The organism is Variovorax ureilyticus, from assembly GCF_050632185.1.
GTDB classification, from domain to species: domain Bacteria; phylum Pseudomonadota; class Gammaproteobacteria; order Burkholderiales; family Burkholderiaceae_C; genus Variovorax; species Variovorax ureilyticus_A.
Window position 1 is genome coordinate 3,540,224 of sequence record NZ_CP192579.1, and the last position, 24,438, is coordinate 3,564,661.

Below are 24,438 nucleotides of genomic sequence, written 5' to 3' on the forward strand. Positions count from 1 at the left end.
CCAAGGACCGTCATCCATGCGTTCACTCCATCGCTCATCCGCCTTCGCCCTGCTCATTGCCTTGCCGCTGGCCGCCAGCGCACACACCGGTGTCGATGGCGGGATGCACCACGGCTTCGCGGCCGGCTTTCTTCATCCGTTAACCGGCGCGGATCACCTCGCGGCCATGGTCGCGGTGGGCCTCTGGAGCGCATTGACCGCGCGCCGCGCGTGGCCCGACCTGCTGTGGGCACCGCTGGGTTTCGCGGTGATGCTGCTGGCCGGCGCATCGGCCGGATTGGCTGGCGTGCATTTGCCGGCGGTCGAGCCCATGATCGCGGCCTCGCTGCTGGTGCTCGGGCTGCTGGTGCTCACGCAGCGCCGCCTGCCGGCCCTCGCCGCCGCATCGCTGGTCGGCGCGTTCGCCGTCTTCCACGGCGTGGCGCACGGGCAGGAACTGGCCGGCGAATCGGGCGCTGCGCTCACCCTGGCGGGCATGCTTGCCGCAACCGTGTTGCTGCACGCCGCCGGCCTCGCCATCGGCTGGTCGCTGCGCCACGGCCATCGCTGGGCGCCGCGCGTGGCGGGCGCGGGCGTGGCTCTCTTCGGCGCCGCATTGCTCGGCGGGCTGGCCTGAGGCGATGCCGATGATCCCTGGCGAACTCATCATCGACGAGGGCGATCACGTCCTGAACCCCGGCCGCCGCACGATCACGCTGGTCGTGCAGAACACCGCGGACCGACCGATCCAGGTCGGCTCGCACTATCACTTCGCAGAAACCAACGGTGCTTTGGGCTTCGACCGCGAAGCCGCGCGCGGGATGCGGCTGAACATCGCATCCGGCACCGCGGTGCGCTTCGAACCGGGTCAGCAGCGCACGGTCGAGTTGGTCGATTTCGCAGGCGACCGCGTGGTCTACGGATTCCGCGGCCTGGTGCAAGGGAAGCTCTGATGGCAACGATCGGAAGGCGTGCATACGCCGAAATCTTCGGCCCCACCGTGGGCGACCGCGTGCGGCTCGCCGACACCGACCTCGTGATCGAAGTCGAAAAGGACTACACACTCCATGCCGGCGGCTACGGCGAAGAGGTGAAATTCGGCGGCGGCAAGACCATCCGCGACGGCATGGCCCAAAGCCAGCGCACGCGCGCCGAGGGCGCGGTCGACACCGTGATGACCAACGCGCTCATCCTCGATCACTGGGGCATCGTGAAGGCCGACATCGGCCTGAAGGACGGCCGCATCGTCGCGATCGGCAAGGCGGGCAACCCCGACGTCCAGCCGGGCGTGGACATCGTGATCGGCGCCGGCACGGAAGTCATCAGCTGCGAAGGCCACATCGTCACTGCCGGCGGCATCGACAGCCACATCCACTTCATCTGCCCACAGCAGATCGAGGAAGCGCTGGCCTCGGGCGTGACCACGATGATGGGCGGCGGCACCGGCCCCGCGACCGGCACCTTCGCGACCACCGCGACGCCGGGCCCGTGGCACATCGAGCGCATGCTGCAGGCCGCCGATGCGTTTCCGATGAACCTCGGCTTTCTCGGCAAGGGCAACGCCAGCCTGCCGGCGTCGCTGCACGAGCAGATCGACGCGGGCGTGATCGGTCTCAAGCTTCACGAGGACTGGGGCACCACGCCAGCCGCGATCAGCAACTGCCTGGACGTGGCCGATGCCACCGACACGCAGGTGGCGATCCACAGCGACACGCTCAACGAATCGGGCTTCGTCGAGAACACCATCGCGGCGGTGAAGGGCCGCTCGATCTGCGCCTTCCACACCGAGGGCGCCGGCGGCGGCCATGCGCCGGACATCCTGCGCGTGGTCGGCGAGGCGAACTTCCTGCCTTCGTCGACCAACCCCACGATGCCCTACACGGTGAACACGCTCGACGAGCACGTCGACATGCTCATGGTGTGCCACCACCTCGACGCCGGTATCGCCGAGGACCTCGCCTTCGCCGAGAGCCGCATCCGCAAGGAGACCATCGCGGCCGAGGACATCCTGCACGACATGGGCGCGATCAGCATGTTCAGCTCCGACAGCCAGTGCCATGGGCCGGGTCGGCGAGGTGATCATCCGCTGCTGGCAGACCGCCCACAAGATGAAGGCGCAGCGCGGCAAGCTGCCCGAGGACACCGAGCGCAACGACAACTTCCGCGCCAAGCGCTACGTCGCCAAGTACACGATCAACCCCGCGATCTCGCACGGCATCTCGCACGACGTGGGCAGCATCGAAGTCGGCAAGTGGGCCGACCTCGTGGTGTGGAAGCCGGCCTTCTTCGGCGTGAAGCCCTTCGCGATCCTCAAGGGCGGCACCATCGCGATGGCGGCGATGGGCGATCCGAACGCATCGATCCCGACGCCGCAGCCGGTGCACTACCGCCCGATGTTCGGCGCCTTTGGAGGATCGATCGCGAAGAGCTCGCTGACCTTCGTCTCGCAAGCGGGACTTGCGGCCGGCATCGGCCAGCGCTATGGGCTCGCGAAGCACCTGAGCGCGGTGAAGAACATCCGCGCGGTGCGCAAGCAGCACATGATCCACAACGCCTATACGCCGAAGATGGAGATCGATCCGCAGACCTACGCGGTGCGCGCGGACGGGCAGTTGCTGACCTGCGATCCGGCGGTGTCCCTGCCGATGACGCAGCGGTACTTTCTGTTCTGAATGTCAGGCGCTGCGCGATCCGAGGCGGATGCGGATCCACTCCGCAAGGGCGTCCTCGTCCATCTGCCCCGCAGCGAGGCCGAGCATCGCGAAGACGCAGTCTTCATCGGACGCATCGAGCCCGTATCCGTTGAGGTCGAGAAAGAGCTCCAGAGCGACGAAAGCCGTGCGCTTGTTGCCATCGACGAACGGATGATTGCGTGCAATGGCAAACGCATAGCTCGCGGCGAGAGCGGCAGCGTCGGGCGATTCATACAGCGCCCGGTGCTGGGGGCGAGCCAGGGCGGAAGCGAGGAGGCCTTCATCACGCAAGCCGCCAGGGCCTCCATGTTCAGCCAACTGCTCGTCATGCGCCGCCTGGATCGTTCGCATGCTGAGCCAGATCCAAGGCTCGTTGGCCGCCGTCACTTGGCGAGCTCGCGCAGCACATTGCGTCGCCTTTTCATGATGCGCCGCGCCGCCTCCATCTGCCGCTCGAACTCATCGTCATATGGCGAGAGATTCACGCCGCCATTGCTGGCTTCGGTGAGGTAGACCGTGTCTCCCTTGCCGAGATTCATCCGGGCCAGGACTTCCTTGGGCAGGATCACTCCGACGGAGTTGCCGATCTGGGTGAGTTTGAGAGCGGACATCAATGCTCCGTAAGCCTGAAAGTTATAACAAGCGTTATATTATCCGTCCCTCGTTCGAACGCCGCAAGCAGATGCTCACAGCCAACAAACTCATGCCCCAGGGCGGCGGGCTCGCGCCCGTCCTGCTCAAGCGCGCCGCCACCGTCGAACTCGACTGGGACGTGCGCCAGAAGAGCCGCTTCGACATCACCGATTCGCAGGGCCGGCAGATCGGCGTCTTCCTGCCGCGCGGCACCTCGGTGCGCGGCGGCGACGTGCTGGTCGCGGAAGACGGCACGCTGATCCGGGTGATCGCGGCACCGCAGCCGGTGCTGGTCATCACGCACTGCATCGAGCACGGCACCCCGTTCGACCTGCTGCGCGCGGCCTATCACCTCGGCAACCGGCACGTGCCGATCGAACTGAAGCCCGACCATCTGAAGATCGAGCCCGATCACGTGCTGGCCGGGATGCTGCGTTCGATGCACCTCATCGTGCGCGAAGCCGAGGAGGCCTTCGAGCCCGAAGGCGGCGCGTATGGTGCACATGGCGGGCATGGTCATTCGCATGGCACGGCGCCTGTGGGGCCGGTGCTGCATCCGGATGCCTATTCCGGCACGCATGCGCATCGCGACCACGGCCATGACCATGGCCACGGGCACGACCACCACGGTCACGATCATTCGCACTGATGGACGACGCGCCGGCCGCCCTCCCCGCCGCAAGCCTGCTGCAACTGATCTGGCTGGCGTCGCCGGCGCTTCCAGTCGGCGGCTTCTCGTATTCCGAGGGGCTCGAGGCGGCCATCGAATGGGCGGGCATCGGCACCGAGCAGCAGGCCGCCGACTGGCTGGCCGACCAGCTCCATTTGAGCCTCGCGCGCGCGGATCTCGCGGTGGTGGCGCAGGCCGTTCCCGCGTGGCGCAGCGCCGATCACTCGCGCATCGCGGTGCTGAACGACTGGGTCTTCCAGACGCGCGAGTCGTCCGAATTCCTGTTGCAGACCGAGCAGATGGGCCGCTCCTTCGTCGAATGGCTCAAGCTGCATCACGGCGATGCCGCACAGGTCTTCGGCAAGCTGCCGGCGAGCTATCCGATTGCCTTCGCATTCGCCGCAAGCCGCACCGAGGCCAGCGCGCACGATGCCTGCCTCGCATTCGCCTTCGGCTGGGCCGAGAACATGACCGCCGCGGCGGTGAAGGCGGTGCCGCTCGGCCAGAGCGCCGGCCAGCGCATGCTGGCGCGGCTCGCATCCGAAATCCCCATGGCCGTCCGACATGCACTCACACTGCCGGATGGCGACCGGCAGGCCTTTTCGCCCATGCTGGCAGTGCTGTCGTCCAGGCACGAATCTCAATACTCGCGACTCTTCAGAAGCTGAACACCATGTCCTCCGCTCTTCACCACATCGCCCATCGCACCAAGAAGCTGCCGCCGCTGCGCGTGGGCATCGGCGGCCCGGTCGGTTCGGGAAAGACGACGCTGCTGGAGATGCTCTGCAAGGCGATGCGCGACAAGTACGACCTCGTCGCGATCACCAATGACATCTACACCAAGGAAGACCAGCGGCTGTTGACGGTCGCCGGCGCCTTGCCGGCCGAGCGCATCATGGGCGTGGAAACCGGTGGCTGTCCACACACCGCGATCCGCGAGGACGCATCGATCAATCTCGAAGCCATCGACCGCATGCTGGAGCAGTTCCCCGACGCCGACGTGGTGTTCGTCGAATCGGGCGGCGACAACCTCGCCGCGACCTTCAGCCCCGAACTGTCCGACCTCACGATCTACGTGATCGACGTCGCCGCCGGCGAGAAGATCCCGCGCAAGGGCGGCCCGGGCATCACCAAGAGTGATCTTTTCGTGATCAACAAGACCGACCTTGCGCCCTACGTCGGTGCCGACCTGGGCGTGATGGAAGCCGACACGAAGCGCATGCGCAAACAGCGGCCTTTCGTCATGACCAACCTCAAGACGCTCTCGGGACTCGCAGAAGTCGTCGCCTTCATCGAGGACCGCGGCATGCTCACGGCGCACTGAAACACGATGGCCGGGCGGACCGTGAAATGGTCCGCAACTTGCTGAGGGGACATAGGGCAAAGGACCTATGTTCGGCGTTGCAGTTACGCCAGATACTCTTTGAAACGCTCAGCAGTTGAGACCCATCATGGCTTCCGAAGCAATCTTCCTCCCCGCGGCCGGCAGCGTTCAGTTCGCCATCTACCCGGATGGCTACGACGGTGCGCGCATCATTGCGCGGATCGACGAGGAGGCTCTGCACAAACGATTCCATGCGCCTGACGGTCAGGAGGATCTGATCCAGGCCTATGCGCTCAACGCCGATTCGATCGACGCCCTCGCGACGCAGCGCTACCGCGCGAACCCGAACGAAGCAATCTGCCTCCACAGCACCGACTTCTGACATCGTGCCCGCCGATCGCGCACCGGCCGGGGGCCCGCTGCGCGCCGTCGCTTGACCTTGAAGCCACTTCAGGGTTTCCAATGGCCGCATGGCCAGAAGCTCCCCAGAAACACCGGTCGGCGGCGCGCACGGCGCCCACGGCGCACATGCCCACTGCTGCGCGGCCGATCACGTCCATGAGACCGTTGCCTCGACGGGCCCCATCGCGGACAACACCTTTCGCATTCCGACCATGGATTGCAGCGCGGAGGAATCCGAGATCCGCCGCGCGGTCGAACCGATCGCCGGCATCCGCGGACTGCACTTCCAGCTCGGCCAGCGCACGCTGAGGATCGACGGCACACCCGGAGCCGTCGCGATCGCGCTGGATGCCATTCGCAAGGCGGGATTCGCACCCTCGGCACTGGCCGCATCGCCGGCGCAGGGAGACGACGAACACACGCACGACCACGACCACGGAAAAGCCAGCGGCCACCTGCGCCTCGCCGCCGCGCTCGCGCTGGCCTTGGCGGCCGAGGCTGTCTCCTACTTCGCACCCGACGCGATGGCGTGGAGAGTCTTCGGCATGGCGATCGCCGCCATCGCGATCGGACTCGCGGGCCTCGAAACCTACGCCAAGGGCCTGAAGGCACTGCGGCTAGGCCGGCTCAACATCAATGCACTGATGTCGGTGGCCGTGACGGGCGCATTCGTCATCGGCCAATGGCCCGAGGCGGCGATGGTGATGGCGCTGTACGCGATTGCCGAGCTGATCGAGGCCCGCGCGGTGGATCGGGCGCGCAATGCGATCCAGGCGCTGGTCGATCTCGCACCGAGCGACGCAGAAGTACAGCAGGCGGATGGAACGTGGCACCGAATGCCGGCCCGGTCCATCGCGATCGGCGCCATCGCGCGCGTGAGGCCCGGGGAACGGCTCGCGCTCGATGGCGTGGTCACCAAAGGCAGCAGCAGCATCAACCAGTCCCCGGTCACCGGCGAGAGCATCCCGGTCGACAAGGAGCCCGGCGATCCGGTTTTCGCAGGTACGGTCAACGAGCACGGCGAGATCGAGTTCCGCGTGACCGCGGGCGCCAACGACACCACGCTCGCACGCATCATCCATGCGGTCGAGGAAGCACAGGGCTCGCGCGCACCGACCCAGCGCTTCGTGGACCGCTTCGCAGCCGTCTACACGCCGGTGGTCTTTGCGCTGGCCGTGGCGGTGGCGGTCCTGCCGCCTCTGTTCCTCGGGTGGGAATGGCTGGCGTCGATCTACAAGGCGCTGGTGCTGCTGGTGATCGCCTGTCCGTGTGCCCTGGTGATCTCGACGCCGGTGACGATCGTGAGCGGTCTCGCAGCCGCCGCGCGCCGGGGCATCCTGATCAAGGGCGGCACCTATCTCGAAGATGCACGCCTGCTCAAGGCGGTCGCGCTGGACAAGACCGGCACCCTCACCAAAGGCGAGCCGAAGCTCGTGGCGTTCAGGACGTGGGGCGTCATGCAGGCGGATGAAGCCGGCGCGTTGCAGCTCGCGAAGTCGCTGGCCGCGCGGTCGGACCATCCGGTTTCGAAGGCCATCGCGGAGGGTCTGCAAACCGATGCCGTCGACGTCGATGGCTTCACCGCACTACCCGGCCGCGGGGTCGCCGGCACGGTCCGGGGCGAAGCACTGGTTCTCGGCAACCACCGGCTCATGAGGGAACGCGGCCAGACGGACGCAGCGCTCGAAGCGGAACTCGCCACGCACGAGGCGCAGGGGCGCACCGTGACGCTGCTGGCAGACGAGCGCGGCGTGCTCGGCCTCTTCGCGGTCGCCGACACGCTGCGATCGGATGCGAAGAGCGCCATCTCGCAGCTCCGGGCACTCGGCGTCACGCCCATCATGCTCTCCGGCGACAACGAAGCCACGGCGCAGGCCATCGCGCGCGAGGCGGGCATCGCCGACGCACGCGGCGGCCTGCTGCCGCAGGACAAGCAGGGCGCGATCCACCAGATGCGCGAGCGCTATGGCGCGACCGCCATGGCCGGTGACGGCATCAACGACGCACCGGCGCTGGCACAGGCCGACATCGGCTTCGCGATGGGTGCGGCCGGCACCGACACCGCGACGGAAGCGGCCGATGTGGTGATCATGAACGACAGGCTCGGCCGCATCGCGGAGACGATCCGCCTGTCGCGCCGCACGCATGCGGTGCTCTGGCAGAACATAGCACTCGCACTCGCGATCAAGGCGGTGTTCTTCGTACTCGCGGTGTTCGGCAGCGCGACCATGTGGATGGCCGTCTTCGCGGACATGGGCGCGAGCCTGCTGGTGGTCGGCAACGGATTGCGGCTGCTGCGGGGTGTCAGGCGCTGAAAAAGAAACGGCCCCGAAGGGCCGTTGTCGTTGATTGCAGCCCTCAGGCTGCGGCGAATTACTTCTTCGCCTTCTTGGCCGGAGCGGCGGCCTTCTTCGCAGGTGCAGCCTTCTTGGCAGCGGGCTTGGCCGCAGCCTTCTCGGCCTTGCGCTTTGCAGCCTTCGGATCGATCGCGGCCTTGAACGCTGCGCCCGGAACGAACTTGGGCACCTTCTGTGCAGCGATCTTGATCTTGGCGCCGGCTTGCGGGTTGAAGCCGGTACGAGCGGCGCGGGCCACTTGCTTGAAAGTGCCGAAGCCAATGAGCTGAACCGGGTCGCCCTTCTTCACTGCGGCAATGATGGAGCCCGTCACCGTTTCCAGGATACGGGCGGCCTCGGCCTTGCTGACGTTGTGGGCGGTTGCGATCTTTTCGACCAGTTCGATACGGTTCACGAGAATTTCCTTTGATTGAATAACGCCATGTTGCCGATGGCGGCGCAGCATTCGACACAAGCTGCAAGCGGCGCGGAGTATAGGGCAGCGCGCAAGCGCCCCGCCGGCCTAGCGCTCCGAAGGCCTTCTGGAGGACCGCGAAGCGTGGTCCGCCATGAACGAGTACTGCGCAGCAGCATCGCCGCTGCGGCCGGTACGCATCTCCGCCGCGGTCACGCGATCGGCACCGGTGCGGGACGAAGTCGAACGCAAGGGGTCGCCGTCGAACGCGGCGCCGCAGGGGCGGTCCGACAGGACTGTCTGCCCCTTGTCGTCCTTGCAGCGGTGGATCTCCGCGGAGGCCGAGACGCTGGTGACGCCCAGCGCGAAGACGAGCATGGCCTGGAAAACGTGCAGCACCGTGGATCGCATAGTCGCTTTCGAGTTTGTTACGACATGTTAACCAACTCGTCCGCTTCGTCCACGGCCCGGCGTGTTGGCCGATCGTGAAAAAGGCCGCACTTCGCGGTGCGGCAGCACCGGCACGCGGTCAGTTCTTCGGCTGAACGGGCATTTCGTTGCGGCGCATCTTGCCTCCGCCATGCACACTGCCGGAAACCGTCGTATCGCCGGCCCCCGTCACGCGCTTCTCGCAAGCGGTGCGCGCGTGGCCGGCCGGTTGATGCTGGCAGCGCCTCAGCGCGTTTTGGTCATAGCCGCCAGGGCTGTTCAGACGGCCCTGCCGCTTGGCCTCCTGCGCTGCCGCCGCCTCGCGGTAGCAGGCCGTCCGATCGACACGCGGGTCTTCGCAAGTGACGGTGGCCTGAGCAAAGGCACTGGCCGCCACCATGACCGCACCGCCTGCGATCAAAGCCCTCGACACGACGTGATGGATGGATTTCACGGGCTGCTCCTTGCGGGTTGAGACGGCGCGGAGTTTGGCTCCGTCCACAAGCTTTGCCAAGTCTTCCGTTTGGACGAGGCGCGGAGGCCCTCGGCGGAAATGATGACAGCGGCTCAGCCGCTTCGCCCCCGCAGCGCCTCCCTCCCACTCTCCGTGATCTGGGCGTAGACGGTCTGGAAACTGTCGGGACCGCCCGAATTGACCATGCGCGTGCGACGGATCGCGACCCAGCCCTTGCGCTCGTATTCGTCGGCGCGCTTCACCTCGGTCGTGCCGATGAGTTCTGTCAGACGATTGGCGGCGGCGATACGGCGAAGCAGTTGCATTCGAGGTTCTGGGAGGAAGTGGGTGTTGGGGAAGGGAGATTCTTTTCTTTGCGCCCCCGCTGGGCCTTGACGAGGATCAAGATGGGCAGGCGTCGTCGGTGCCGACGTGCAGCGCGAACTGTCGCTTGATGAACTCGTGGAGATGCGCATAGACGGGTGGAACCGACCTGCCCGCGAGGCGTACCAGCGCAAACCGGGATTCCACGCCCGCGGCGTCCAGATTCAGCGCCACCAGCTCGCCACCTTCGATCAGCCTGCGGCCGACCGCCAGGGCGCCGAGGAAGATCGCATCGCTGTGCAGCGTCACATGCAGCAGGCTCGGCGGGTCCTCGCATCGAAGCTTGATGATTTCGTCCGGATGAGCCGTTGACCCGCACGCGCTGACGAGCAAGCGCGCCATTTCGGTGCTCCAGCTGGTGCTCGCGATCGGGAAGTCCAGCAAGTCGGCGAACTCGACGGCACCACCGCGCCGTGCCAGCGGATGGTTCCGACGGCACATCGCGCCCGCGCGCAAATCGGCCAGATGATCGATGTGCATCTCCGGCGTCGCGATCACCGACCGCGCATCCACCACGATCGCGTCGAGCTTGCGCGCCCGCAGTTCTGCCATCTGCTCATCGACCGAGCCGCGCGCGAGCCCGAAGCGCAACTTCGGGTAATGGTTGGCCACGTAGACCAGGAGCGGATCGCTCAGCAAGGCGCTGGGCGTGGCACCCACGCCCAGCCGAAACTGGCCCGTCTCGCCCGCGGCGTGGATGCTGACGCAGCGGCTGAGCTCATCCGCCTCGAAGACCACGTGGCGTGCGTGCTCCAGCACCGCATGGCCGACGGTCGTCAACTCGCATCGCTTGCCGACCCGATCCACCAGCGCGACGTCGAGGTCGCTCTCCAGCGCCGCAATGCTGCGGCTGAAGGCCGACTGCGAAAGGTTGCACTGATCGGCCGCGCGCGTGAACGACAAGGTCTCCGCCAGCGCGACGAAGTGCCTGAAGTGACGGATGGTGGCCGTGGAATTCATGCGTGTTTCGACTGCAATGCAGACAAATTATGCATTAGACGCCTGATTGGCATGCTTCTAGCATCCGCTCGAACAGTCAAAACCCTTCGTTTTTGGGTGCATCCGTCGATGCCGGCGGCCCCTCTTTCTTGTCAAGGAAGCTCATGACCGCATTGCTGGAATCGTTGTTGGCAGACCCCCAGGAATTCATCGACATCCGCCGGGACGTACACAGCCACCCGGAGCTCAGCTTCAAGGAAAACCGCACCAGCGGTCTCGTCGCGGAAAAGCTGGCGCAGTGGGGCTACCGGGTCGAGCGTGGGCTGGGCGGAACGGGCGTCGTCGGGCAGATCAAACGCGGCACGAGCAAGCGGCACATCGGCATCCGTGCCGACATGGATGCGCTCCCGATTCAGGAGGAAAGCGGCTACGCGTGGGTCAGCAAGATCAAGGGCGTGATGCACGCCTGCGGGCACGATGGCCACACGGCCATGCTGCTCGCCGCCGCCAAGACGCTCGCGCAGGACGACGCGCTCGACGGCACGCTCACGCTGATCTTCCAGCCGGCGGAGGAGTTCGGCTCGCGCCACAGCGGCGCGGCGCGGATGATCGAAGACGGGCTCTTCGAGAAGTACCCGGTGGACGCCATCTACGCGATGCACAACGCGCCGGGGATCCCGCAGGGCACGCTGGGCTTCCGCCATGGACCCACGTTGGCATCCGCCGACACCGCCGTGATCCGCGTCAAGGGAGTGGGCGGCCACGGCGCCATGCCCCAGCATGCCGTGGATCCCATCGTGGCCGCCGCGAGCATCGTGATGGCGCTCCAGACGGTGGTCGCGCGCAACGTCGACCCCACGCTGGCGGCGGTGGTCAGCGTCGGTTCGATCCATGCAGGCGACGCCTTCAACGTGCTGCCGCAGGAAGCGACGCTCAAGCTCAGCATCCGTGCGCTGGAGCCGGCCGTGCGCGACCTGCTCGAACGACGCATTCGCACCATCGCGGAGAACCAGGCCAGCAGCTACGGCGCGCAAGCGGAAGTGGACTACGTGCGCGGCTATGCGCCGCTCGTCAACTCGCTCGACGAAACCAATTTCGCGCGTCGCGTCGGGCAGGAACTGCTCGGGCCGGAGCGCGTGATGATGGACTTTCCGGCGGTCACCGGCAGCGAAGACTTCGCGTTCATGCTGGAGCAACGGCCGGGCTGCTACCTGCTCATCGGAAACGGCGCCGCCGGGACACCCGGCGGCTGCTCGGTCCACAACCCCAGGTTCGATTTCAACGACGACAACATTGCCGTCGGCGGCGCCTACTGGACACTGCTCGTCAAACGCTACCTCACTGCGGCCTGACGCCGCCGCACAGCTTCCGCACCCGGACCTCCAGACATCAACCAGGGCCCTCGATGACCACTACGACCCTTGTCTCGCCGCATCCGGCGGACGCCACCATTGACGCCGACGAGCACCTGTACCGGAAGATCAGCTGGCGCATCCTGCCCCTGCTGTTCCTCGCCTACATCGTGTCGTACCTGGACCGCGTCAACATCGGGTACGCCCAATTGCAGATGAAGGATGCGCTCGGGTTCAGCACGGCCGCGTTCGGGGTCGGAGCCGGCATCATGTTTCTCGGGTACTGCCTGTTCGAGGTCCCGAGCAACATCCTCCTGGAGCGCATCGGCGCGCGCAAGACCTTCCTGCGCATCATGGTGCTGTGGGGACTGACCGCTTCGGCCACGATGTTTGTGACGACGCCGCTCCAGTTCTACGTCGTGCGGTTCATGCTCGGTGTGTTCGAAGCCGGCTTCTTCCCCGGCGTGATTCTCTACATGACCTATTGGTATCCGCCGGCGCGTCGTGGGCGGATGGTGGCGATTTTCAGTTCCGCCCCGGTGGTCGCCGGCATCATCGCGGGCCCCTGAGCGGCGCAACGCTGAAGTTCATGGACCAGTCGGCGGGTCTCGCCGGTTGGCAGTGGGTCTATCTCACCCAGGGGCTTCCTGCCGTCATTCTCGGCATCGTCATCTATCTGACGTTGAGGGACCGCCCGACGCCCGGCGGCTGGCTGAGCGCGAACGAATGCGAGCGCGTCCAGCGCAATCTTGGCAACGACGGTGCGGCCAACGTCCACCCGTCGGGAGTCCAATTCATGATGGTGCTGCGCATGCCGAAGGTCTGGGCGCTGGCGCTGGTCAGCTTCCTGACGATTGGTGCCTCCTACACCATGGTGTTCTGGATTCCGACGCTCATCAAGAGCTGGGGCGTGTCCGACCCGTTCCACATCGGTCTGTACGCGGCAGTGCCCTCCCTGCTGGGCGCCATCGCAATGATCCTCGTGGGCCGCAGCTCCGACCGCCGGCTGGAGCGCCGCTGGCACTTCGCAGCCTGCTGCGCGGTGACGGTGATCGGACTGTTCGTCACCACGCTGACCCTGGGCCAGTTGGTGCCCTCGATGATCGCGATGTGCGTGATGTCCATGGGCATGGCCGCGGCCACTCCGGTGTTGACGACAGCGGAGGCCGACTTCCTGCCCAAACACGTGGCGGCGCCCGGCATCGCGTTCATCACCTCGTGCGGCATCCTCGGCGCGGCGGCCAGCCCGGCCATCACCGGCATCCTCAACACCAAGACCGGCTCGCCGATCTACAGCCTGTACGTGGTGATGGGATTGTTCATCGTGGCGGCCACGCTGTTGCTGCTGATCCTGCCGGCAAAAGGCGCCCGCCGCGCCGCTGCCTGAGCTTCGAGCCGCCCCCGCGGCGGCGCTCAACCTGTACCGAGGAAATTCAGTGACCGCTTCCGACCGAGCTGCCGCAGCCCCGAAACCCGGGCAACTCGCCCCCGATTGGCTCGACGCCCACGTGCCCGAGGGATACACCGTCGCGGCTGTCGGCGACATCATCCTGACGCGCCCGATCTACGAGCAGCTGCGTCGCCAGTCGCCCGAGTTGCTGGCGATCCTGCAGCAGGCCGACCTCGTCGTGGGCAACTTCGAGAGCACCGTGCTCGACATGCAGCGCTTCGAGGGCCACCCCAGCGCCGAGTCCGGCTTCGGCTGGCTCAACTCGCCGCCGGAGGTCGCGACCGATCTGCGCCGGCAGGGATTCGACATGATGGCCCGCGCCAACAATCACTCGACCGACTGGGGTGCGGCGGGCCTGCACATGACCGACGAGCTGCTCATCGCAGCCGGCCTTGCCTGCGCCGGAACGGGGCCCAATCTCTCGGCCGCGCGCGCGCCGGCTATGTCCACGGACCGAAGGCGAGCAGCACGCTGGTGTCCTGGACCACGACCTTCGAGCGCGACACGCCGGCCATCGACGCGCAGGGAATCTACGCCGGCCGCCCCGGCGCCAGCACGCTCAGGACGACACCGATCGCGATGGTCTCGCCGGCGCAATTCGCGGCGCTGAAGTCCATCCGCGATGCACAGCCGCCGGCGCTGCGGCCCGCATTGATGATCGACTTCGACGAGCGCCACGGCATGGTCACCTTGTTCGAGCAGCACTACATGGTGCATCCGGAAGGCAGCGCCGACACCTCCACCGTGCGGGTGCACTACAAGATGGACGAGCAGGATCGCCGGGACATCCTGCTGAACATCCGCCAGGCCAAGCAAAGCTCGGACTTCACCGTGGCCGCCTCGCACACGCACGAGCCGAACAACTGGACCACGACGCCGCCGGACTTCCTGCCGCCGCTGGCGCGCGCCGCGATCGACAACGGCGCCGACCTCGTCTGCGGCCACGGCCCGCACCAGTTGCGCGGGATCGAGATCTACAAGGGCAAGCCGATCCTGTACTCGCTCGGCGACTTCTGCTTCACGGCGCAGAACAACCTGCCGCGCGAGGAATGGGAGCGGCGCGTCTGGCGCCTGCTGCCCGATGCGCCGCCGCTCGACCCGACACGCACGACGGCGGCCGAATTCATGGAATGGGCGCGCGTGGCCGGCGCGTTCGGCGAGAGCGTGTGGTTCGAGAGCGTGATCGCCATCGCCACCTACGGCGCGGCCGGCCACGTGCTGCAGATCGAGCTGGTGCCCATCGAACTGAACTGGGCCGGCCGCCATGCGCATCGCGGCATCCCCCGACTCGCGCCGCGCGACACGGGACTGGAGATCTTACGGCGGCTGGCCGCGTTGTCGGCACCGATGGGCACGGTGATCGAAATCGACGAGTCGAAGGCCATCGGCCTGATTCGCGGGGGCTGATTCACCAAGGCGTGACGCACGCCGACTATCACAAAGCCCTGACGGAGAGTGTGCCGGCCTTCACGGCTCCCCCGACCGCGATTGAGGTCGGGCTAAAGTCTCGGCGAGTTCCCACAACGACCCCATCTGCCCCGAGCGAAAGAGCAGGGGCGGCGTCCCGGTGCGCGAGAAGCGCTCCACGCGTCCGCGAAGGATCGTGTGGTCGCCCTCTTGGTGGCGCGAGTATGTAGAGCATTCGAAGGTCGCCACGCTGTCGACAAGCCGGGGGCATTCGTTGGATCCAAGCTCGAAGGCCTCGGCGAAGCGCTCGAACTTGTCCGCGGCGGTCCTGGCGAAATGCCGAGGCCAGCTCACGCTGCTCGGCAGCCCAGCACGCTGAGGTTGAATGAGCGCGACGCCAGGAATGCGTCGGCGCTGCGGGTGTCGTCGCGGATGCTCCACAGGATCAAGGGCGGATCCAGCGACACCGACGCGAAGGAGTTGATCGTCATGCCCTCGCGCTTGCCGTCGGGCGTCACGGTAGTGACGAGGCGGCCCCCGTCGGGAAGGCGCCCAGCGCCTGCCGCAATTGGCGCGCATCCACCGTGAGGGCCCCACCCCTAACCCAAGGACACTCACCGGGTCTAGATTTACAGGCACCATCGCCCGAGATGCCGACACTCCAATCCATCCGGGCTCAGGCGCTGGCGGGAACGCTACGCATCATGCAGGACCCAGGCTCGATTCACTCATGACGGCCGAACGATCGCCGTCCACCAGTGCGCGGCCCGCCGCATATCCAAAGGTCATGGCTGGACCAAGCATAGAGCCACCGCCCGGATAGTGACCGCGAAACGCGCTCGCCATGTCGTTGCCCACGGCGAATAGGCCCTCGACGACTGAGCCATTTTTCGGACCACACGCGCGTGGGAATCGGTGCGAACCCCCGCGAAGCTGCCGATGTCACCCGGCTGAGCCCAGACCGCATAGAACGGACCCTTGCGCAGCGGTGCCACATTGATGCCCACTGGATGAGTTGAATCCCCCATGTAGCGGCCGAAGCGATGCAACCCCTTGCCGAACTGAGGATCCTTGCCTTCCAGTGCGGCCGCGTTGTAGGCCTCTATCGTGGCCCGGAGTGCCTCTTCGGGCACATCAATCTGGCGCGCTAGGTCCTCGACCGTGTCAGCACGGTAGAGGTATTGGGCTCCGAGCAGTCCGCGCAACGGGAGCAGAGGCTTTGCGTAGCCGAGCCCATATCGGCTGAATGATCCCTGATCGCAGATCAGGTAGCAGCCCGGGGATGGAGGCCTTCGCAAGCCGACAGCATGCGCTGAACAAAATAGTGATAGGGAACGCTCTCATCGACGAAGCGCTGGCCGTTGCGCAATACCGCGATGAGCCCCGGCTTCCCCGTGTTCACGGAATGGAAGACCATCCCCCAACTGCCGTCCGGCCGCGCTACTTTGGAGGTCGGCATCCACGCACCTGCATTGGCCACGGTGTCATCCAAAAAGCCGCCCACCGACTCAGCCAACCGCGCGCCATCGCCCGTGTTTCCAGGGGCGGTAAGGGACAGGTGCTGATGCGCGGCGGCCGGATGGCCGTACAGCGATGCACGCCGAGCCATGTCCTGCGCAATGCCTCCGCTGGCCAGGACGACACCGCGTCTCGCGAATACCCTTACCAAGCGTCCCCCATGCTGGACCCACGCCCCTGCCACACGCTCCCCTTCCATGATCAGGCGGTCCGCGGCCGCACTGGTCCACAAAGGAATGCCAGCACCAAAGGCCGCACTCGCCAAGCGGGCAATCAATGCATTGCCGTTGACCAGGCGCTGCCCGCGCCCGTGAAGCGCCAGATCCCAACCATGGCGCAGCAAGCGCCCCATCACTCGGACGGTCGCGGGTACGGATCGGCCGAAGCGGTAAAGATCCTTGAGGTTGTTGCCGGAGCCGATGCTCATCCCGAACAGCGTCATTTCCCGCAATGGCCGGCGCAGTCGGGCAAACTCCTTGCCCAAGATATCGGCACTTACTGGCTGCGCTTGCAATGACCGGCCAACAGCGACGGCACCCGGTAGCTCCGACAGGTAGTCGGGCATGGCTGCCACCTTGAACTCCACACCCGCGTGGCCGACGAAGAAGTCGATCATCTCCGGTCCCAGGCTCAGGTAGGTGTCAAGCAACGGACCTGGAAAATTACTGCCCATCACCGCACACAGGTATTGCTTGGCCTGCTCGGCCGAGGGGGTTGCGCCTTGTAGCCGCCGACACGATGGCCCGGAATCCAGAGCACGCCGCCTGACGTCGCAGAAGTGCCACCGAAGTGCGGCGCCTTTTCAACCATCAGTACTTCCAAGCCCCCATGCCTGGCGGTGATGGCCGCCGAGAACCCGGCCGCGCCGGAGCCAATCACCAAGACATCACATTCATGCGTACGAGCGTTCATTCACGGCCTTCTGAAAGTAGGAATGCGTAAGCGCTACTTTGGCTGCCCGCACAACGTGCGGACAGCACCCGGCCGCTCACGCCAGAAGGTCCAATGTTTTCAAAACGGCGCCGAGGCCGCCGTCACGGAACTAACAATTGACCCACGGGTAAACACTCAGTCCAGGAGGGGCTCGCGCCGCTGCGCATCTGCGCGGCCCGCGTGCCCGGTACGCCTAAATATCACACACGTCGGTGAAGGACTTCAGGCCCTGGAGGTCGATGATCGAAACACCGCCGTACTCCATGCGCACCAAACCCCGTGCTTGCAGGGTCGCGAGGGCTCGACTGCAACGCTGACGCGAGAATGCGACCAGATGAGACAACTCCTCCTGGGAGATCGCGAGGAAGAAAGCGTTTCCGTCATCCGCAAATGCGTGGTTGTTGAGGATCGGGTGGGTAATTCCAACCAATGCCCTCGCCATCAGGCGGTCCGGATCAAGCAAGCGCTGGGCCGCTGCATTGGCCATCATCCAGTGGATACGCTCGGCCAGAAAGGACAACAGAAATTCGTTGAACGCGGTTTCCGTCCGGCGCAGTTCATGGAAGGTATGAGCCGGCACCAGTAGAACTCGGCTGAAACGCAACGCAACCAGGTCCGACTTGCGCGCGAGGCCGCGTAACAAGGTGGCTTCACCAAACCAACTGCCCGCCAGTTGGCCGCCGAGGGTCGAAGTCTGGCCATCCGCGGTATTGATGCTCCACTTGAGGAGTCCTTCGAGGATGCCATACCAGTAGTGGCACTCCTCGCCATAGTGAGACAGATAGCTACCGGCGGGCACGCTCTCCTCGCTCGATTCCTCCAGGACGCGTTGACGCGCGGCGGCCGAAATCACGGGCCACCAACACTGTTGTTCCAGCAATTCCTGCTTGGTCCACGACTCCATGCAGGCACGGCGCCTGGACGCAAAGCCGCCGTGGCCGGCCTCGTCAACAGAATCGTGGAAACCCTGATCTGAATTGTTAGGCCGATGACGGACTGGGCGCATGGACTGCCAGACATTTGCACATATTGAGATTTTCGCTCCATGCCCAGCACATTTTTCCTCCTGCGCACTCGCTCAGCTCAACTGAGCCCGCTGCACCTCGACGGCGAGGGCCGTGCGCCTGCTGTTTGGGCACGCCCCACGGCACGAGGTCCACGTAACGATCCATTTCCCTTCGAGGGCATCGTCCGCCTGCCCTCGGCGCCGCGGCCAGGATTTGCGAGCCTGGGCACTGCGCTATGCGCATCCATTGAGCCGAGCGCCAGCCTGCGCATGGACACAGACGAACACGTGATCGTTCCGGGCACCGGTGCCGTCAAGCTTTTGATCTTTTCTCGCAAGGCCGCACACCTAACTACTGCGGCCTACCTTGCCCATTGGGGCGGACAACACAAGGACGTTGTCATTGCCCAGTCCGACTTCATGGCCTTTGTGCGTGGCTACCGCCAGCATCACGTCATTCCGGACTCCGTGTGCAACGGAGTCGACGAGACCATCGCGCCCAGCTCACGCTTCGACGGCGTGATCGAGCAATGGTTCGACACGGTCGAAGACGCCGTACGCGCGTACCAAAGCCCGGGCTATCAGATTCGAGTCCGGCAAGACGAGCCCAACTTCTTGTCCGTCGGCGCGTCCATCGCCACCTTTGTCGACGAGCGCCCGCTCTGAACGCCATCTCCCCTCTCCCTCCACTGACTGAGACATAACATGAACCATCATCGACTTCGCCGTTCCTGCGCCCTGTGTGCCTTCGCCATCGTCGCATTGGCAGCGCTACCGGGGGCTTCCGCACAGAGCAAATACCCAAGCCAGACCATCAAGATCGTAGTGCCCTATCCACCAGGTGGCGGGGTCGATGCCATCGCGCGACGACTGGCGCAGGGCCTTGGCACCCGGCTGGGGCAGCCCGTTGTCGTGGACAACAAGCCGGGGGGCAACTTGATCATTGCCACGCAGTACGTGGCCCGGGCCCAGCCCGACGGCTACACGCTGTATTTCACGGTGAGCCAGCCCTACACCATGAATCAGTTTTTCTTCAAGAACCTGCCGTACGACCCGGTCAAGGCCATGACCCCGGTTGCGACCGTGTCTGCGTTCACCACCGGGATCCAGGTGGCCGCTGACAGCCCATTCGCAACACTCAAGGACTATGTCGCGCACGTCAAAGCCAATCCTGGCAAGTACAACTTTGGATCGGCAGGCGCCACGTCACAGGCCCGGCTCGCGATGGAGATGTTCAACGAAGCCGCGGGCTTGCAGATGACGCACGTTGCTTATCAGGGGGTGCGCCCGCATCAATGGCCCTGATGACCAAGGAGACGCAGTCGCTCTTCATGGACCACACCAGCACCGCGCCCTTCATCAAGTCAGGAAAGATGCGCATTCTTGCGCTCAACTACCCGACGCGTGTAGACACCCTGCCCAACGTCCCCACCTTCGCCGAGGCGGGTTATCCCAACCTCAACATCCCGATTGTCTGGACCGGACTCGTGGCGCCACCTGACACGCCGTCCGCGATCGTCGCGCAACTGACAAAAGCCGTGCGAGACGAGGTCAGCTCACCCGACATGAAGCGCTTCTTTGATGAGTTCAATCTGCTACCACTTCCAGGAGGACCCACGGAAGTCAACGCCCTGATCAAGAAGGATATTGATGCCTGGGGGGAATGATCAAGAAGCTCGGCGTCACAGTCGAATGAACCTGCTCGACCTAAGCGGCCGGACGGCCCTGGTTACCGGGGCGGCACAAGGCTTTGGGGCTGCGATCTCGAACATGCTCGCGGCCCACGGCGCCAGGGTCATAGGTTGGGATCTGAAGGTCGCGCAGAACGAAGCCTTCCGTGGGAACCGTCTCGAACAAGTCGACGTCGCAACGTCCAGCAGCCTGAACCGAGCCACGCGGGCGCTTTTGATGGAAGAGCCCAAGCTCGACATTCTGGTGAACAACGCGGGTGTTCAGGGGCACATCAGCCCCATCGACCAACAAAGTGATCAAACCTGGGAGCGAGTTCTGGCCATCAATCTCACTGCCGTCTTCCGGCTCTGTCGCACCTTTGCGCCGCACATGCAAAGCCACGGGTATGGCCGCATCATCAACATCGCCTCGGTCGCCGGATTGCGCGGCGTCGCGGATGCGGCGGCCTATTCAGCCGCCAAAGGGGGTGTCATCGCGCTCTCCAAGGCTTTGGCCAAAGAAGTGGTGGGGAGCGGGGTCACCGTCAACTGTGTCGCGCCCGGACTGGCCGATACGCCCATGCAGAAGCAGATGGAGCCGTCGTACCTCGAGCGCATTTCGCGAAGCCTACCGATGGGCCGGCCGTGCCGTGCCGACGAGGTGGCCGCGACGGTGACATGGATCGCCAGCCCCAGCTGCACCTACACCACAGGCGCCGTGTTCGACGTGTCAGGCGGACGCCTCACGGCCTAAGCGCAACGCCCTGCGACACCCTTCAAGCGCCTGCTGGCGTGGTCGATCCACGCTGCGACATGCGCTTGGCCAGCTCCGGCAGGATCAGCATGGCGAGCACCATGACGATCAAGGCCACCGACATCGGGCGCTGCAGGAAGACGATGGGGCAGCCTTCGCCGATCGACAATCAGATGTCAGACGGTTACACCTCATTTCAGACAGTCGCACTGCCGGCGGATGGGTAAACGGATGGGGCGAAATATCGAACTGGCCGAGCATCGATGAGAAACATCGAGCCGTGGCGGAGAGTGTGAGATTCGAACTCACGGACGATTGCTCGTCGGCAGTTTTCAAGACTGCTGGTTTAAACCACTCACCCAACTCTCCTGGACTGCCCTTGCGTTACACGAGGCAGAAGCGGGATTTTAGTCGCTGCGTTGCTCGCCTCTCGGCGCCCAGCCGTGCAGGACGAGGTCGGCGATGCCCTCGGCCCAGACGCGACGTTCCTCCGGCCCGGCCAACGGCTTCGAAATGAAGAAGCGCACCCCGCCGAAAGCGAGCGTCGACAGCTGCACCGCTGCAAGTTCGGGCTGCGGCACATGCAGCGTGCCCGCGCGATGGGCCTCGGCGAGGTAGTCGACCACCGGCGCGAGCACGTAGCTGTTCTCGGCGTAGAGCGACTTGGCGAGTTCCGGGAAGCGCACCGCCTCGGCGATCACGAGACGCAGTAGCGCCAGCGTCTTCGGCTCGGTCGCGCTCAGGTACATGCGCTCGATCAGATCCAGCAGCACCTGCCGTTGGTCCTGGTCGTGCCGCACGAGCGTGGCCTGCATGGTCTCGCGGGCACCGGTCACGGCGCGATGCACGACTTCGCGGAACAGGGCTTCCTTGTTGTCGAACTGCCGGTAGATCGTGATCTTGGCGACACCCGCCTCCCGGGCGATCGCCTCGATGCTGGTGGCCGCGTACCCCTTGTCGAGGAAGGATTCGAGCGCCGCGGCGAGGAAGGACTCGCGCAGCGCAATCGCCTGCTCCGGGCTCGGCCTTCCGCGTGACCGGCGCTTGATTTCAGAGGATTCGATGTTGTTGTCCATGGCAGTGTCCCCTTTTTATGTGTCCGGCAGAAAGATCGCCTGAAGATCGCTCAGGAAATCGAATCCGCGTGTCGTCGGCCAAACCCGCGCCAGGTCCCGCTCGATCAACCCTTTGCGCTCGGCTTCCTCCAGGCCGCGCTGGATGGCGGTGATCGCCATCCCCGTCCGCTCCCCGAACTGCGCAAGCGTAAACCCTTCCTTCAGGCGCAGAGCATTGAGCATGAACTCGAAGGGCAACGCGGCGATCCCGACATCTTCGCTCTGCGCAACGGCGTGGCCCGCGAGCGCCCTGTCCATATAGAGCCGGGGCTCGCGAAAACGCACCTGCCGCACCACGCGATGCGCAAAGCTGAGCTTGCTGTGCGCACCGGCGCCGATACCAAGGTAGTCGCCGAACTGCCAATAGTTCAAATTGTGCGCGCACTGGTGGCCGGCGCGTGCATAGGCCGAAATCTCGTAGCGCCCCAGGCCCGCCGCCGAGGTGCGCTCGGTGATCCGGTCGAGCATCGCATAGGCCGCATCGTCCTCGGGCACCTCCGGCGGGTACTTCGCGAAGTAGGTGTTCGGCTCGATCGTCAGGTGGTAGACCGACAGGTGCGGCGGCGCCAGCGCGAGCACCTGCGAAAGGTCGGCGTCGAGCTGCTCCAGCGTCTGGCCCGGGAGCGCATACATCAGGTCGAGGTTGAAAGTGTCGAAGGTGGCAGCGGCCTCCTCCACCGCTGCGATGGCCTGAGCGCGATCGTGAACACGGCCGAGCGCCTTTAGATGCGCGTCGTTGAAGGATTGCACACCCACCGACAGCCGCGTCACGCCCGCCGCACGGTAGGCGCGGAAGCGGTCGCGTTCGAAGGTGCCGGGGTTGGCTTCCAGCGTGATTTCGCAATCGGGCGCGAGCTTGAGTCGGGCGCGCAAGTCACCGATGAGCCGGTCGATGGACGCAGGCGAGAACAGACTCGGCGTGCCGCCGCCGATGAAGATGGTATGCACCGTACGGCCCCAGATCAGCGGCAGCGCCGCCTCCAGGTCGGCCACGAGTGCGTCGAGATAGCGCTGCTCGGGCAGCTCACCCGTGCCGGTGCGCCACTCGTGGGAATTGAAGTCGCAGTACGGGCACTTGCGCAGGCACCAAGGGAGATGGACGTACAGCGACAGCGGCGGCAGCGCCGAAAGCTGGAGCGGCCCGGGCCGCATCTGGTGCAACGCATCGTTGGCGCCGGCGGCCGCGCCTTCGCCGTCTGCCGCGATCGGGATGATGCCGTTCACGACCAGCGCTCGCGCATCAGCGCCAGCATCGCGCGTGCCGCCTGTCCGCGATGGCTGTTCGCGTTCTTCACGTCGGGGGAGCTGGGCAAAGGTCTTGCCGAACTGCGGCAGGAACATCACCGGATCGAAGCCGAAGCCGTTGTCGCCGACCGGCTCCTTCGCGATCAGGCCGGCCACGCGTCCGACGGCGATCAGCGGTTCGGGATCGTCGACGCTGCGCAGCGCGACCAGCGTGCTGACGAGTGCGGCGCGGCGGTCGGTCTGGCCGGCCAATTGCTCGAGGAGCGCGCGCACGTTGTTCGCGTCGCCTTTTTCGTAGCCGAACTTCGTGGCGTAGAACGCGGTGTCGACGCCGGGAAGACCGCCGAAGGCCTCGACGCAAAGGCCCGCATCATCCGCGATGGCCGGCAGCCCGGTATGCGCGGACGCATGGCGGGCCTTGGCCAGGGCGTTCTCGACGAAGGTGCGGAAGGGCTCCTCGGCCTCGCCGACGCCCAGGTCCGACTGGCGAACGAGCGTCACGTCGAGCGGCGCGAGCAGCGCCTGCAACTCGGCGAGCTTGCCGGCGTTATTGGAGGCGAGGACCAGTTTCATCGCGAATTCCGTATCGATCGGGCGTCAGCCTGCGAGCGCTTGGGTCTGCAGCGCGATCAACTCGGAGATGCCCTTCTCGGCCAGCCCGAGCAGCTGATTCATTTCCTCGCGCGAGAAAGCGGCGCCTTCGGCGGTGCCCTGCACTTCCACGAAGTGTCCGGCGCCCGTCATCACCACGTTCATGTCCGTGTCGCAGGCGGAGTCTTCGATGTACTCGAGATCGAGCAACGGCGTGCCCTCGACGATGCCGACCGAAATGGCCGCCACATGGCCGCGGATGGGCGATGCGACGATCCGGCCTTCGGCGAGCAGCTTGTCGACCGCGTCCTGCGCAGCCACGAAGGCGCCGGTGATGGCCGCGGTGCGGGTGCCGCCGTCGGCCTGGAGCACGTCGCAATCGAGGTGGATGGTGCGCTCGCCGAGCGCGGAGAGGTCGAAGACCGCGCGCATCGAGCGGCCGATGAGACGCTGGATCTCCTGCGTGCGGCCGCTCTGCTTGCCGCGGGCGGCTTCGCGGTCGCTGCGGGTGTGGGTGGCGCGCGGGAGCATGCCGTACTCGGCGGTGACCCAGCCCTCGCCGCTGCCGCGCTTGTGCGGCGGCACCTTCTCTTCGACCGAAGCGGTGCACAACACGCGCGTCTGGCCGAACTCGATCAGCACCGAGCCTTCGGCATGGATGGTGTAGCCACGGGTGATGCGAACCGGGCGCAACTGGTCTGCGGCGCGGCCGCCGCTTCGTACGAAATCAGTCATGGTG

Annotated in this window: 29 protein-coding genes, 1 tRNA gene and 4 pseudogenes; 16 read left to right on the forward strand and 18 right to left on the reverse strand. The window is 65.6% G+C overall.

All coding sequences use genetic code 11. The features are described from left to right. Nucleotides 1-16 precede the first annotated feature (16 nt). The 3 genes and pseudogenes from ACQ858_RS17385 (at nucleotide 17) to ureC (ending at nucleotide 2,651) form a co-directional block, all read left to right on the forward strand. Complete coding sequence (locus ACQ858_RS17385; RefSeq protein WP_431273882.1) at nucleotides 17-616, forward strand: HupE/UreJ family protein; 600 nt, start codon at nucleotides 17-19, stop codon at nucleotides 614-616. Between the two features lie 10 nt (nucleotides 617-626). Then, on the forward strand, nucleotides 627-932 hold the full coding sequence (locus ACQ858_RS17390) for an urease subunit beta (protein WP_431273883.1): 306 nt from the start codon (nucleotides 627-629) through the stop codon (nucleotides 930-932). After that, nucleotides 932-2,651 (forward strand): annotated as a pseudogene (gene ureC / locus ACQ858_RS17395) (urease subunit alpha). Before ACQ858_RS17390 ends, ureC begins: the two are co-directional and overlap by 1 nt. A gap of 3 nt (nucleotides 2,652-2,654) precedes the next feature. On the opposite strand, the gene ACQ858_RS17400 reads toward ureC, so the two are convergent. Together ACQ858_RS17400 and ACQ858_RS17405 are read right to left on the reverse strand one after the other, a co-directional pair. Then, entirely contained in the window at nucleotides 2,655-3,059 is a 405-nt protein-coding gene (locus tag ACQ858_RS17400; RefSeq protein WP_431273884.1) for a type II toxin-antitoxin system death-on-curing family toxin, read from the reverse strand. Further along, a complete protein-coding gene (locus ACQ858_RS17405) occupies nucleotides 3,056-3,283 on the reverse strand; it encodes an AbrB/MazE/SpoVT family DNA-binding domain-containing protein (protein WP_431273885.1) in 228 nt (75 codons plus the stop codon). Before ACQ858_RS17405 ends, ACQ858_RS17400 begins: the two co-directional genes overlap by 4 nt. A gap of 71 nt (nucleotides 3,284-3,354) precedes the next feature. On the opposite strand from ACQ858_RS17405, the gene ureE reads away from it, so the two are divergent. The 5 genes from ureE to ACQ858_RS17430 all read left to right on the forward strand — a co-directional run bounded on the left by ureE (nucleotide 3,355) and on the right by ACQ858_RS17430 (nucleotide 8,016). Further along, complete coding sequence (ureE, locus tag ACQ858_RS17410) at nucleotides 3,355-3,954, forward strand: urease accessory protein UreE (protein WP_431273886.1); 600 nt, start codon at nucleotides 3,355-3,357, stop codon at nucleotides 3,952-3,954. Continuing rightward, on the forward strand, nucleotides 3,954-4,643 hold the full coding sequence (locus tag ACQ858_RS17415; protein ID WP_431273887.1) for an urease accessory protein UreF: 690 nt from the start codon (nucleotides 3,954-3,956) through the stop codon (nucleotides 4,641-4,643). The genes ureE and ACQ858_RS17415 overlap by 1 nt, the downstream gene beginning before the upstream one ends. Before the next feature lie 5 nt (nucleotides 4,644-4,648). Next, entirely contained in the window at nucleotides 4,649-5,299 is a 651-nt protein-coding gene (ureG, locus tag ACQ858_RS17420; RefSeq protein WP_431273888.1) for an urease accessory protein UreG, read from the forward strand. Between the two features lie 127 nt (nucleotides 5,300-5,426). Next, nucleotides 5,427-5,681 carry a hypothetical protein gene (locus ACQ858_RS17425; RefSeq protein ID WP_431273889.1) on the forward strand — a complete coding sequence of 85 codons (255 nt, stop codon included), beginning with the start codon at nucleotides 5,427-5,429 and terminating at the stop codon, nucleotides 5,679-5,681. Between the two features lie 88 nt (nucleotides 5,682-5,769). After that, on the forward strand, nucleotides 5,770-8,016 hold the full coding sequence (locus ACQ858_RS17430; protein WP_431273890.1) for a heavy metal translocating P-type ATPase: 2,247 nt from the start codon (nucleotides 5,770-5,772) through the stop codon (nucleotides 8,014-8,016). A 58-nt stretch (nucleotides 8,017-8,074) separates the two neighbouring features. On the opposite strand, the gene ACQ858_RS17435 is transcribed toward ACQ858_RS17430, so the two are convergent. The 5 genes from ACQ858_RS17435 to ACQ858_RS17455 form a co-directional block, all read right to left on the reverse strand. Continuing rightward, complete coding sequence (locus ACQ858_RS17435; RefSeq protein WP_093162988.1) at nucleotides 8,075-8,452, reverse strand: HU family DNA-binding protein; 378 nt, start codon at nucleotides 8,450-8,452, stop codon at nucleotides 8,075-8,077. 108 nt (nucleotides 8,453-8,560) lie between these two features. Further along, entirely contained in the window at nucleotides 8,561-8,851 is a 291-nt protein-coding gene (locus ACQ858_RS17440) for a DUF4124 domain-containing protein (RefSeq protein WP_431273891.1), read from the reverse strand. A gap of 130 nt (nucleotides 8,852-8,981) precedes the next feature. After that, complete coding sequence (locus ACQ858_RS17445; protein WP_431273892.1) at nucleotides 8,982-9,395, reverse strand: hypothetical protein; 414 nt, start codon at nucleotides 9,393-9,395, stop codon at nucleotides 8,982-8,984. A gap of 53 nt (nucleotides 9,396-9,448) precedes the next feature. Further along, nucleotides 9,449-9,661 (reverse strand): hypothetical protein, encoded by a 213-nt coding sequence (locus ACQ858_RS17450; protein ID WP_431273893.1) that lies wholly within the window; start codon nucleotides 9,659-9,661, stop codon nucleotides 9,449-9,451. Between the two features lie 76 nt (nucleotides 9,662-9,737). Further along, a complete protein-coding gene (locus ACQ858_RS17455; protein WP_431273894.1) occupies nucleotides 9,738-10,679 on the reverse strand; it encodes a LysR family transcriptional regulator in 942 nt (313 codons plus the stop codon). A 143-nt stretch (nucleotides 10,680-10,822) separates the two neighbouring features. On the opposite strand from ACQ858_RS17455, the gene ACQ858_RS17460 reads away from it, so the two are divergent. The 5 genes from ACQ858_RS17460 (at nucleotide 10,823) to ACQ858_RS17480 (ending at nucleotide 14,867) form a co-directional block, all read left to right on the forward strand. Next, complete coding sequence (locus tag ACQ858_RS17460) at nucleotides 10,823-12,010, forward strand: M20 aminoacylase family protein (RefSeq protein WP_431273895.1); 1,188 nt, start codon at nucleotides 10,823-10,825, stop codon at nucleotides 12,008-12,010. A 53-nt stretch (nucleotides 12,011-12,063) separates the two neighbouring features. Further along, nucleotides 12,064-12,579: an MFS transporter gene (locus ACQ858_RS17465; protein WP_431273896.1), complete on the forward strand. Its 516-nt coding sequence runs from the start codon at nucleotides 12,064-12,066 to the stop codon at nucleotides 12,577-12,579. Nucleotides 12,580-12,599: 20 nt separating this feature from the next. Continuing rightward, a complete protein-coding gene (locus tag ACQ858_RS17470; RefSeq protein WP_431273897.1) occupies nucleotides 12,600-13,397 on the forward strand; it encodes an MFS transporter in 798 nt (265 codons plus the stop codon). Nucleotides 13,398-13,446: 49 nt separating this feature from the next. Next, nucleotides 13,447-14,070 carry a CapA family protein gene (locus ACQ858_RS17475; protein WP_431273898.1) on the forward strand — a complete coding sequence of 208 codons (624 nt, stop codon included), beginning with the start codon at nucleotides 13,447-13,449 and terminating at the stop codon, nucleotides 14,068-14,070. Between the two features lie 98 nt (nucleotides 14,071-14,168). Beyond that, complete coding sequence (locus tag ACQ858_RS17480; RefSeq protein WP_431276888.1) at nucleotides 14,169-14,867, forward strand: CapA family protein; 699 nt, start codon at nucleotides 14,169-14,171, stop codon at nucleotides 14,865-14,867. Nucleotides 14,868-14,927: 60 nt separating this feature from the next. On the opposite strand, the gene ACQ858_RS17485 is transcribed toward ACQ858_RS17480, so the two are convergent. The 5 genes and pseudogenes from ACQ858_RS17485 to ACQ858_RS17505 form a co-directional block, all read right to left on the reverse strand. Then, complete coding sequence (locus ACQ858_RS17485; RefSeq protein WP_431273899.1) at nucleotides 14,928-15,221, reverse strand: flavin reductase family protein; 294 nt, start codon at nucleotides 15,219-15,221, stop codon at nucleotides 14,928-14,930. Then, nucleotides 15,218-15,385, reverse strand: a complete 168-nt coding sequence (locus tag ACQ858_RS17490) for a flavin reductase family protein (RefSeq protein ID WP_431273900.1) — start codon at nucleotides 15,383-15,385, stop codon at nucleotides 15,218-15,220. The genes ACQ858_RS17485 and ACQ858_RS17490 overlap by 4 nt, the downstream gene beginning before the upstream one ends. 184 nt (nucleotides 15,386-15,569) lie before the next feature. Then, nucleotides 15,570-17,058 (reverse strand): annotated as a pseudogene (locus ACQ858_RS17495) (FAD-binding protein). After that, complete coding sequence (locus ACQ858_RS17500; protein ID WP_431273901.1) at nucleotides 17,058-17,297, reverse strand: FAD-dependent oxidoreductase; 240 nt, start codon at nucleotides 17,295-17,297, stop codon at nucleotides 17,058-17,060. The pseudogene ACQ858_RS17495 and the gene ACQ858_RS17500 overlap by 1 nt, the downstream one beginning before the upstream one ends. A 214-nt stretch (nucleotides 17,298-17,511) precedes the next feature. Further along, complete coding sequence (locus tag ACQ858_RS17505; protein WP_431273902.1) at nucleotides 17,512-18,222, reverse strand: Crp/Fnr family transcriptional regulator; 711 nt, start codon at nucleotides 18,220-18,222, stop codon at nucleotides 17,512-17,514. A 141-nt stretch (nucleotides 18,223-18,363) separates the two neighbouring features. Here ACQ858_RS17505 and ACQ858_RS17510 point away from each other — a divergent pair, with 141 nt between their 5' ends. The 3 genes and pseudogenes from ACQ858_RS17510 to ACQ858_RS17520 all read left to right on the forward strand — a co-directional run bounded on the left by ACQ858_RS17510 (nucleotide 18,364) and on the right by ACQ858_RS17520 (nucleotide 20,748). Next, entirely contained in the window at nucleotides 18,364-18,990 is a 627-nt protein-coding gene (locus ACQ858_RS17510; protein WP_431273903.1) for an EthD domain-containing protein, read from the forward strand. 39 nt (nucleotides 18,991-19,029) lie between these two features. Next, a pseudogene (locus ACQ858_RS17515) lies at nucleotides 19,030-19,991 on the forward strand (Bug family tripartite tricarboxylate transporter substrate binding protein). Nucleotides 19,992-20,016: 25 nt separating this feature from the next. Beyond that, entirely contained in the window at nucleotides 20,017-20,748 is a 732-nt protein-coding gene (locus ACQ858_RS17520) for an SDR family NAD(P)-dependent oxidoreductase (RefSeq protein ID WP_431273904.1), read from the forward strand. 22 nt (nucleotides 20,749-20,770) lie between these two features. On the opposite strand, the gene ACQ858_RS17525 is transcribed toward ACQ858_RS17520, so the two are convergent. From ACQ858_RS17525 to rph, 6 genes and pseudogenes are all read right to left on the reverse strand, one after another. Then, complete coding sequence (locus ACQ858_RS17525) at nucleotides 20,771-20,917, reverse strand: hypothetical protein (protein ID WP_431273905.1); 147 nt, start codon at nucleotides 20,915-20,917, stop codon at nucleotides 20,771-20,773. A gap of 112 nt (nucleotides 20,918-21,029) precedes the next feature. Continuing rightward, a tRNA-Ser gene (locus tag ACQ858_RS17530) sits at nucleotides 21,030-21,117 on the reverse strand. A gap of 38 nt (nucleotides 21,118-21,155) precedes the next feature. Then, the gene (locus tag ACQ858_RS17535) at nucleotides 21,156-21,824 is read right to left on the reverse strand and encodes a TetR/AcrR family transcriptional regulator (RefSeq protein WP_431273906.1); all 669 of its coding nucleotides are present in this window, start codon (nucleotides 21,822-21,824) and stop codon (nucleotides 21,156-21,158) included. A 15-nt stretch (nucleotides 21,825-21,839) separates the two neighbouring features. Then, entirely contained in the window at nucleotides 21,840-23,015 is a 1,176-nt protein-coding gene (gene hemW, locus ACQ858_RS17540; protein ID WP_431276889.1) for a radical SAM family heme chaperone HemW, read from the reverse strand. A gap of 68 nt (nucleotides 23,016-23,083) precedes the next feature. After that, nucleotides 23,084-23,681 (reverse strand): annotated as a pseudogene (locus ACQ858_RS17545) (non-canonical purine NTP pyrophosphatase). A gap of 24 nt (nucleotides 23,682-23,705) precedes the next feature. Further along, on the reverse strand, nucleotides 23,706-24,434 hold the full coding sequence (gene rph, locus ACQ858_RS17550) for a ribonuclease PH (RefSeq protein WP_431273907.1): 729 nt from the start codon (nucleotides 24,432-24,434) through the stop codon (nucleotides 23,706-23,708). Between the last annotated feature and the right edge of the window lie 4 nt (nucleotides 24,435-24,438).

Bases quoted from the DNA above. Each gene is read 5' to 3' on its own strand.
- ACQ858_RS17385 (WP_431273882.1), top strand. From the start codon at position 17: ATGCGTTCACTCCATCGCTCATCCGCCTTCGCCCTGCTCATTGCCTTG.
- ACQ858_RS17390 (WP_431273883.1), top strand. From the start codon at position 627: ATGATCCCTGGCGAACTCATCATCGACGAGGGCGATCACGTCCTGAAC.
- ACQ858_RS17405 (WP_431273885.1), bottom strand. From the start codon at position 3,283: ATGTCCGCTCTCAAACTCACCCAGATCGGCAACTCCGTCGGAGTGATC.
- ureE (WP_431273886.1), top strand. From the start codon at position 3,355: ATGCTCACAGCCAACAAACTCATGCCCCAGGGCGGCGGGCTCGCGCCC.
- ACQ858_RS17415 (WP_431273887.1), top strand. From the start codon at position 3,954: ATGGACGACGCGCCGGCCGCCCTCCCCGCCGCAAGCCTGCTGCAACTG.
- ureG (WP_431273888.1), top strand. From the start codon at position 4,649: ATGTCCTCCGCTCTTCACCACATCGCCCATCGCACCAAGAAGCTGCCG.
- ACQ858_RS17425 (WP_431273889.1), top strand. From the start codon at position 5,427: ATGGCTTCCGAAGCAATCTTCCTCCCCGCGGCCGGCAGCGTTCAGTTC.
- ACQ858_RS17430 (WP_431273890.1), top strand. From the start codon at position 5,770: ATGGCCAGAAGCTCCCCAGAAACACCGGTCGGCGGCGCGCACGGCGCC.
- ACQ858_RS17450 (WP_431273893.1), bottom strand. From the start codon at position 9,661: ATGCAACTGCTTCGCCGTATCGCCGCCGCCAATCGTCTGACAGAACTC.
- ACQ858_RS17455 (WP_431273894.1), bottom strand. From the start codon at position 10,679: ATGAATTCCACGGCCACCATCCGTCACTTCAGGCACTTCGTCGCGCTG.
- ACQ858_RS17460 (WP_431273895.1), top strand. From the start codon at position 10,823: ATGACCGCATTGCTGGAATCGTTGTTGGCAGACCCCCAGGAATTCATC.
- ACQ858_RS17465 (WP_431273896.1), top strand. From the start codon at position 12,064: ATGACCACTACGACCCTTGTCTCGCCGCATCCGGCGGACGCCACCATT.
- ACQ858_RS17470 (WP_431273897.1), top strand. From the start codon at position 12,600: ATGGACCAGTCGGCGGGTCTCGCCGGTTGGCAGTGGGTCTATCTCACC.
- ACQ858_RS17480 (WP_431276888.1), top strand. From the start codon at position 14,169: ATGGTGCATCCGGAAGGCAGCGCCGACACCTCCACCGTGCGGGTGCAC.
- ACQ858_RS17500 (WP_431273901.1), bottom strand. From the start codon at position 17,297: ATGAACGCTCGTACGCATGAATGTGATGTCTTGGTGATTGGCTCCGGC.
- ACQ858_RS17505 (WP_431273902.1), bottom strand. From the start codon at position 18,222: ATGGAGTCGTGGACCAAGCAGGAATTGCTGGAACAACAGTGTTGGTGG.
- ACQ858_RS17510 (WP_431273903.1), top strand. From the start codon at position 18,364: ATGCCCAGCACATTTTTCCTCCTGCGCACTCGCTCAGCTCAACTGAGC.
- ACQ858_RS17520 (WP_431273904.1), top strand. From the start codon at position 20,017: ATGAACCTGCTCGACCTAAGCGGCCGGACGGCCCTGGTTACCGGGGCG.
- ACQ858_RS17535 (WP_431273906.1), bottom strand. From the start codon at position 21,824: ATGGACAACAACATCGAATCCTCTGAAATCAAGCGCCGGTCACGCGGA.
- hemW (WP_431276889.1), bottom strand. From the start codon at position 23,015: ATGCGGCCCGGGCCGCTCCAGCTTTCGGCGCTGCCGCCGCTGTCGCTG.
- rph (WP_431273907.1), bottom strand. From the start codon at position 24,434: ATGACTGATTTCGTACGAAGCGGCGGCCGCGCCGCAGACCAGTTGCGC.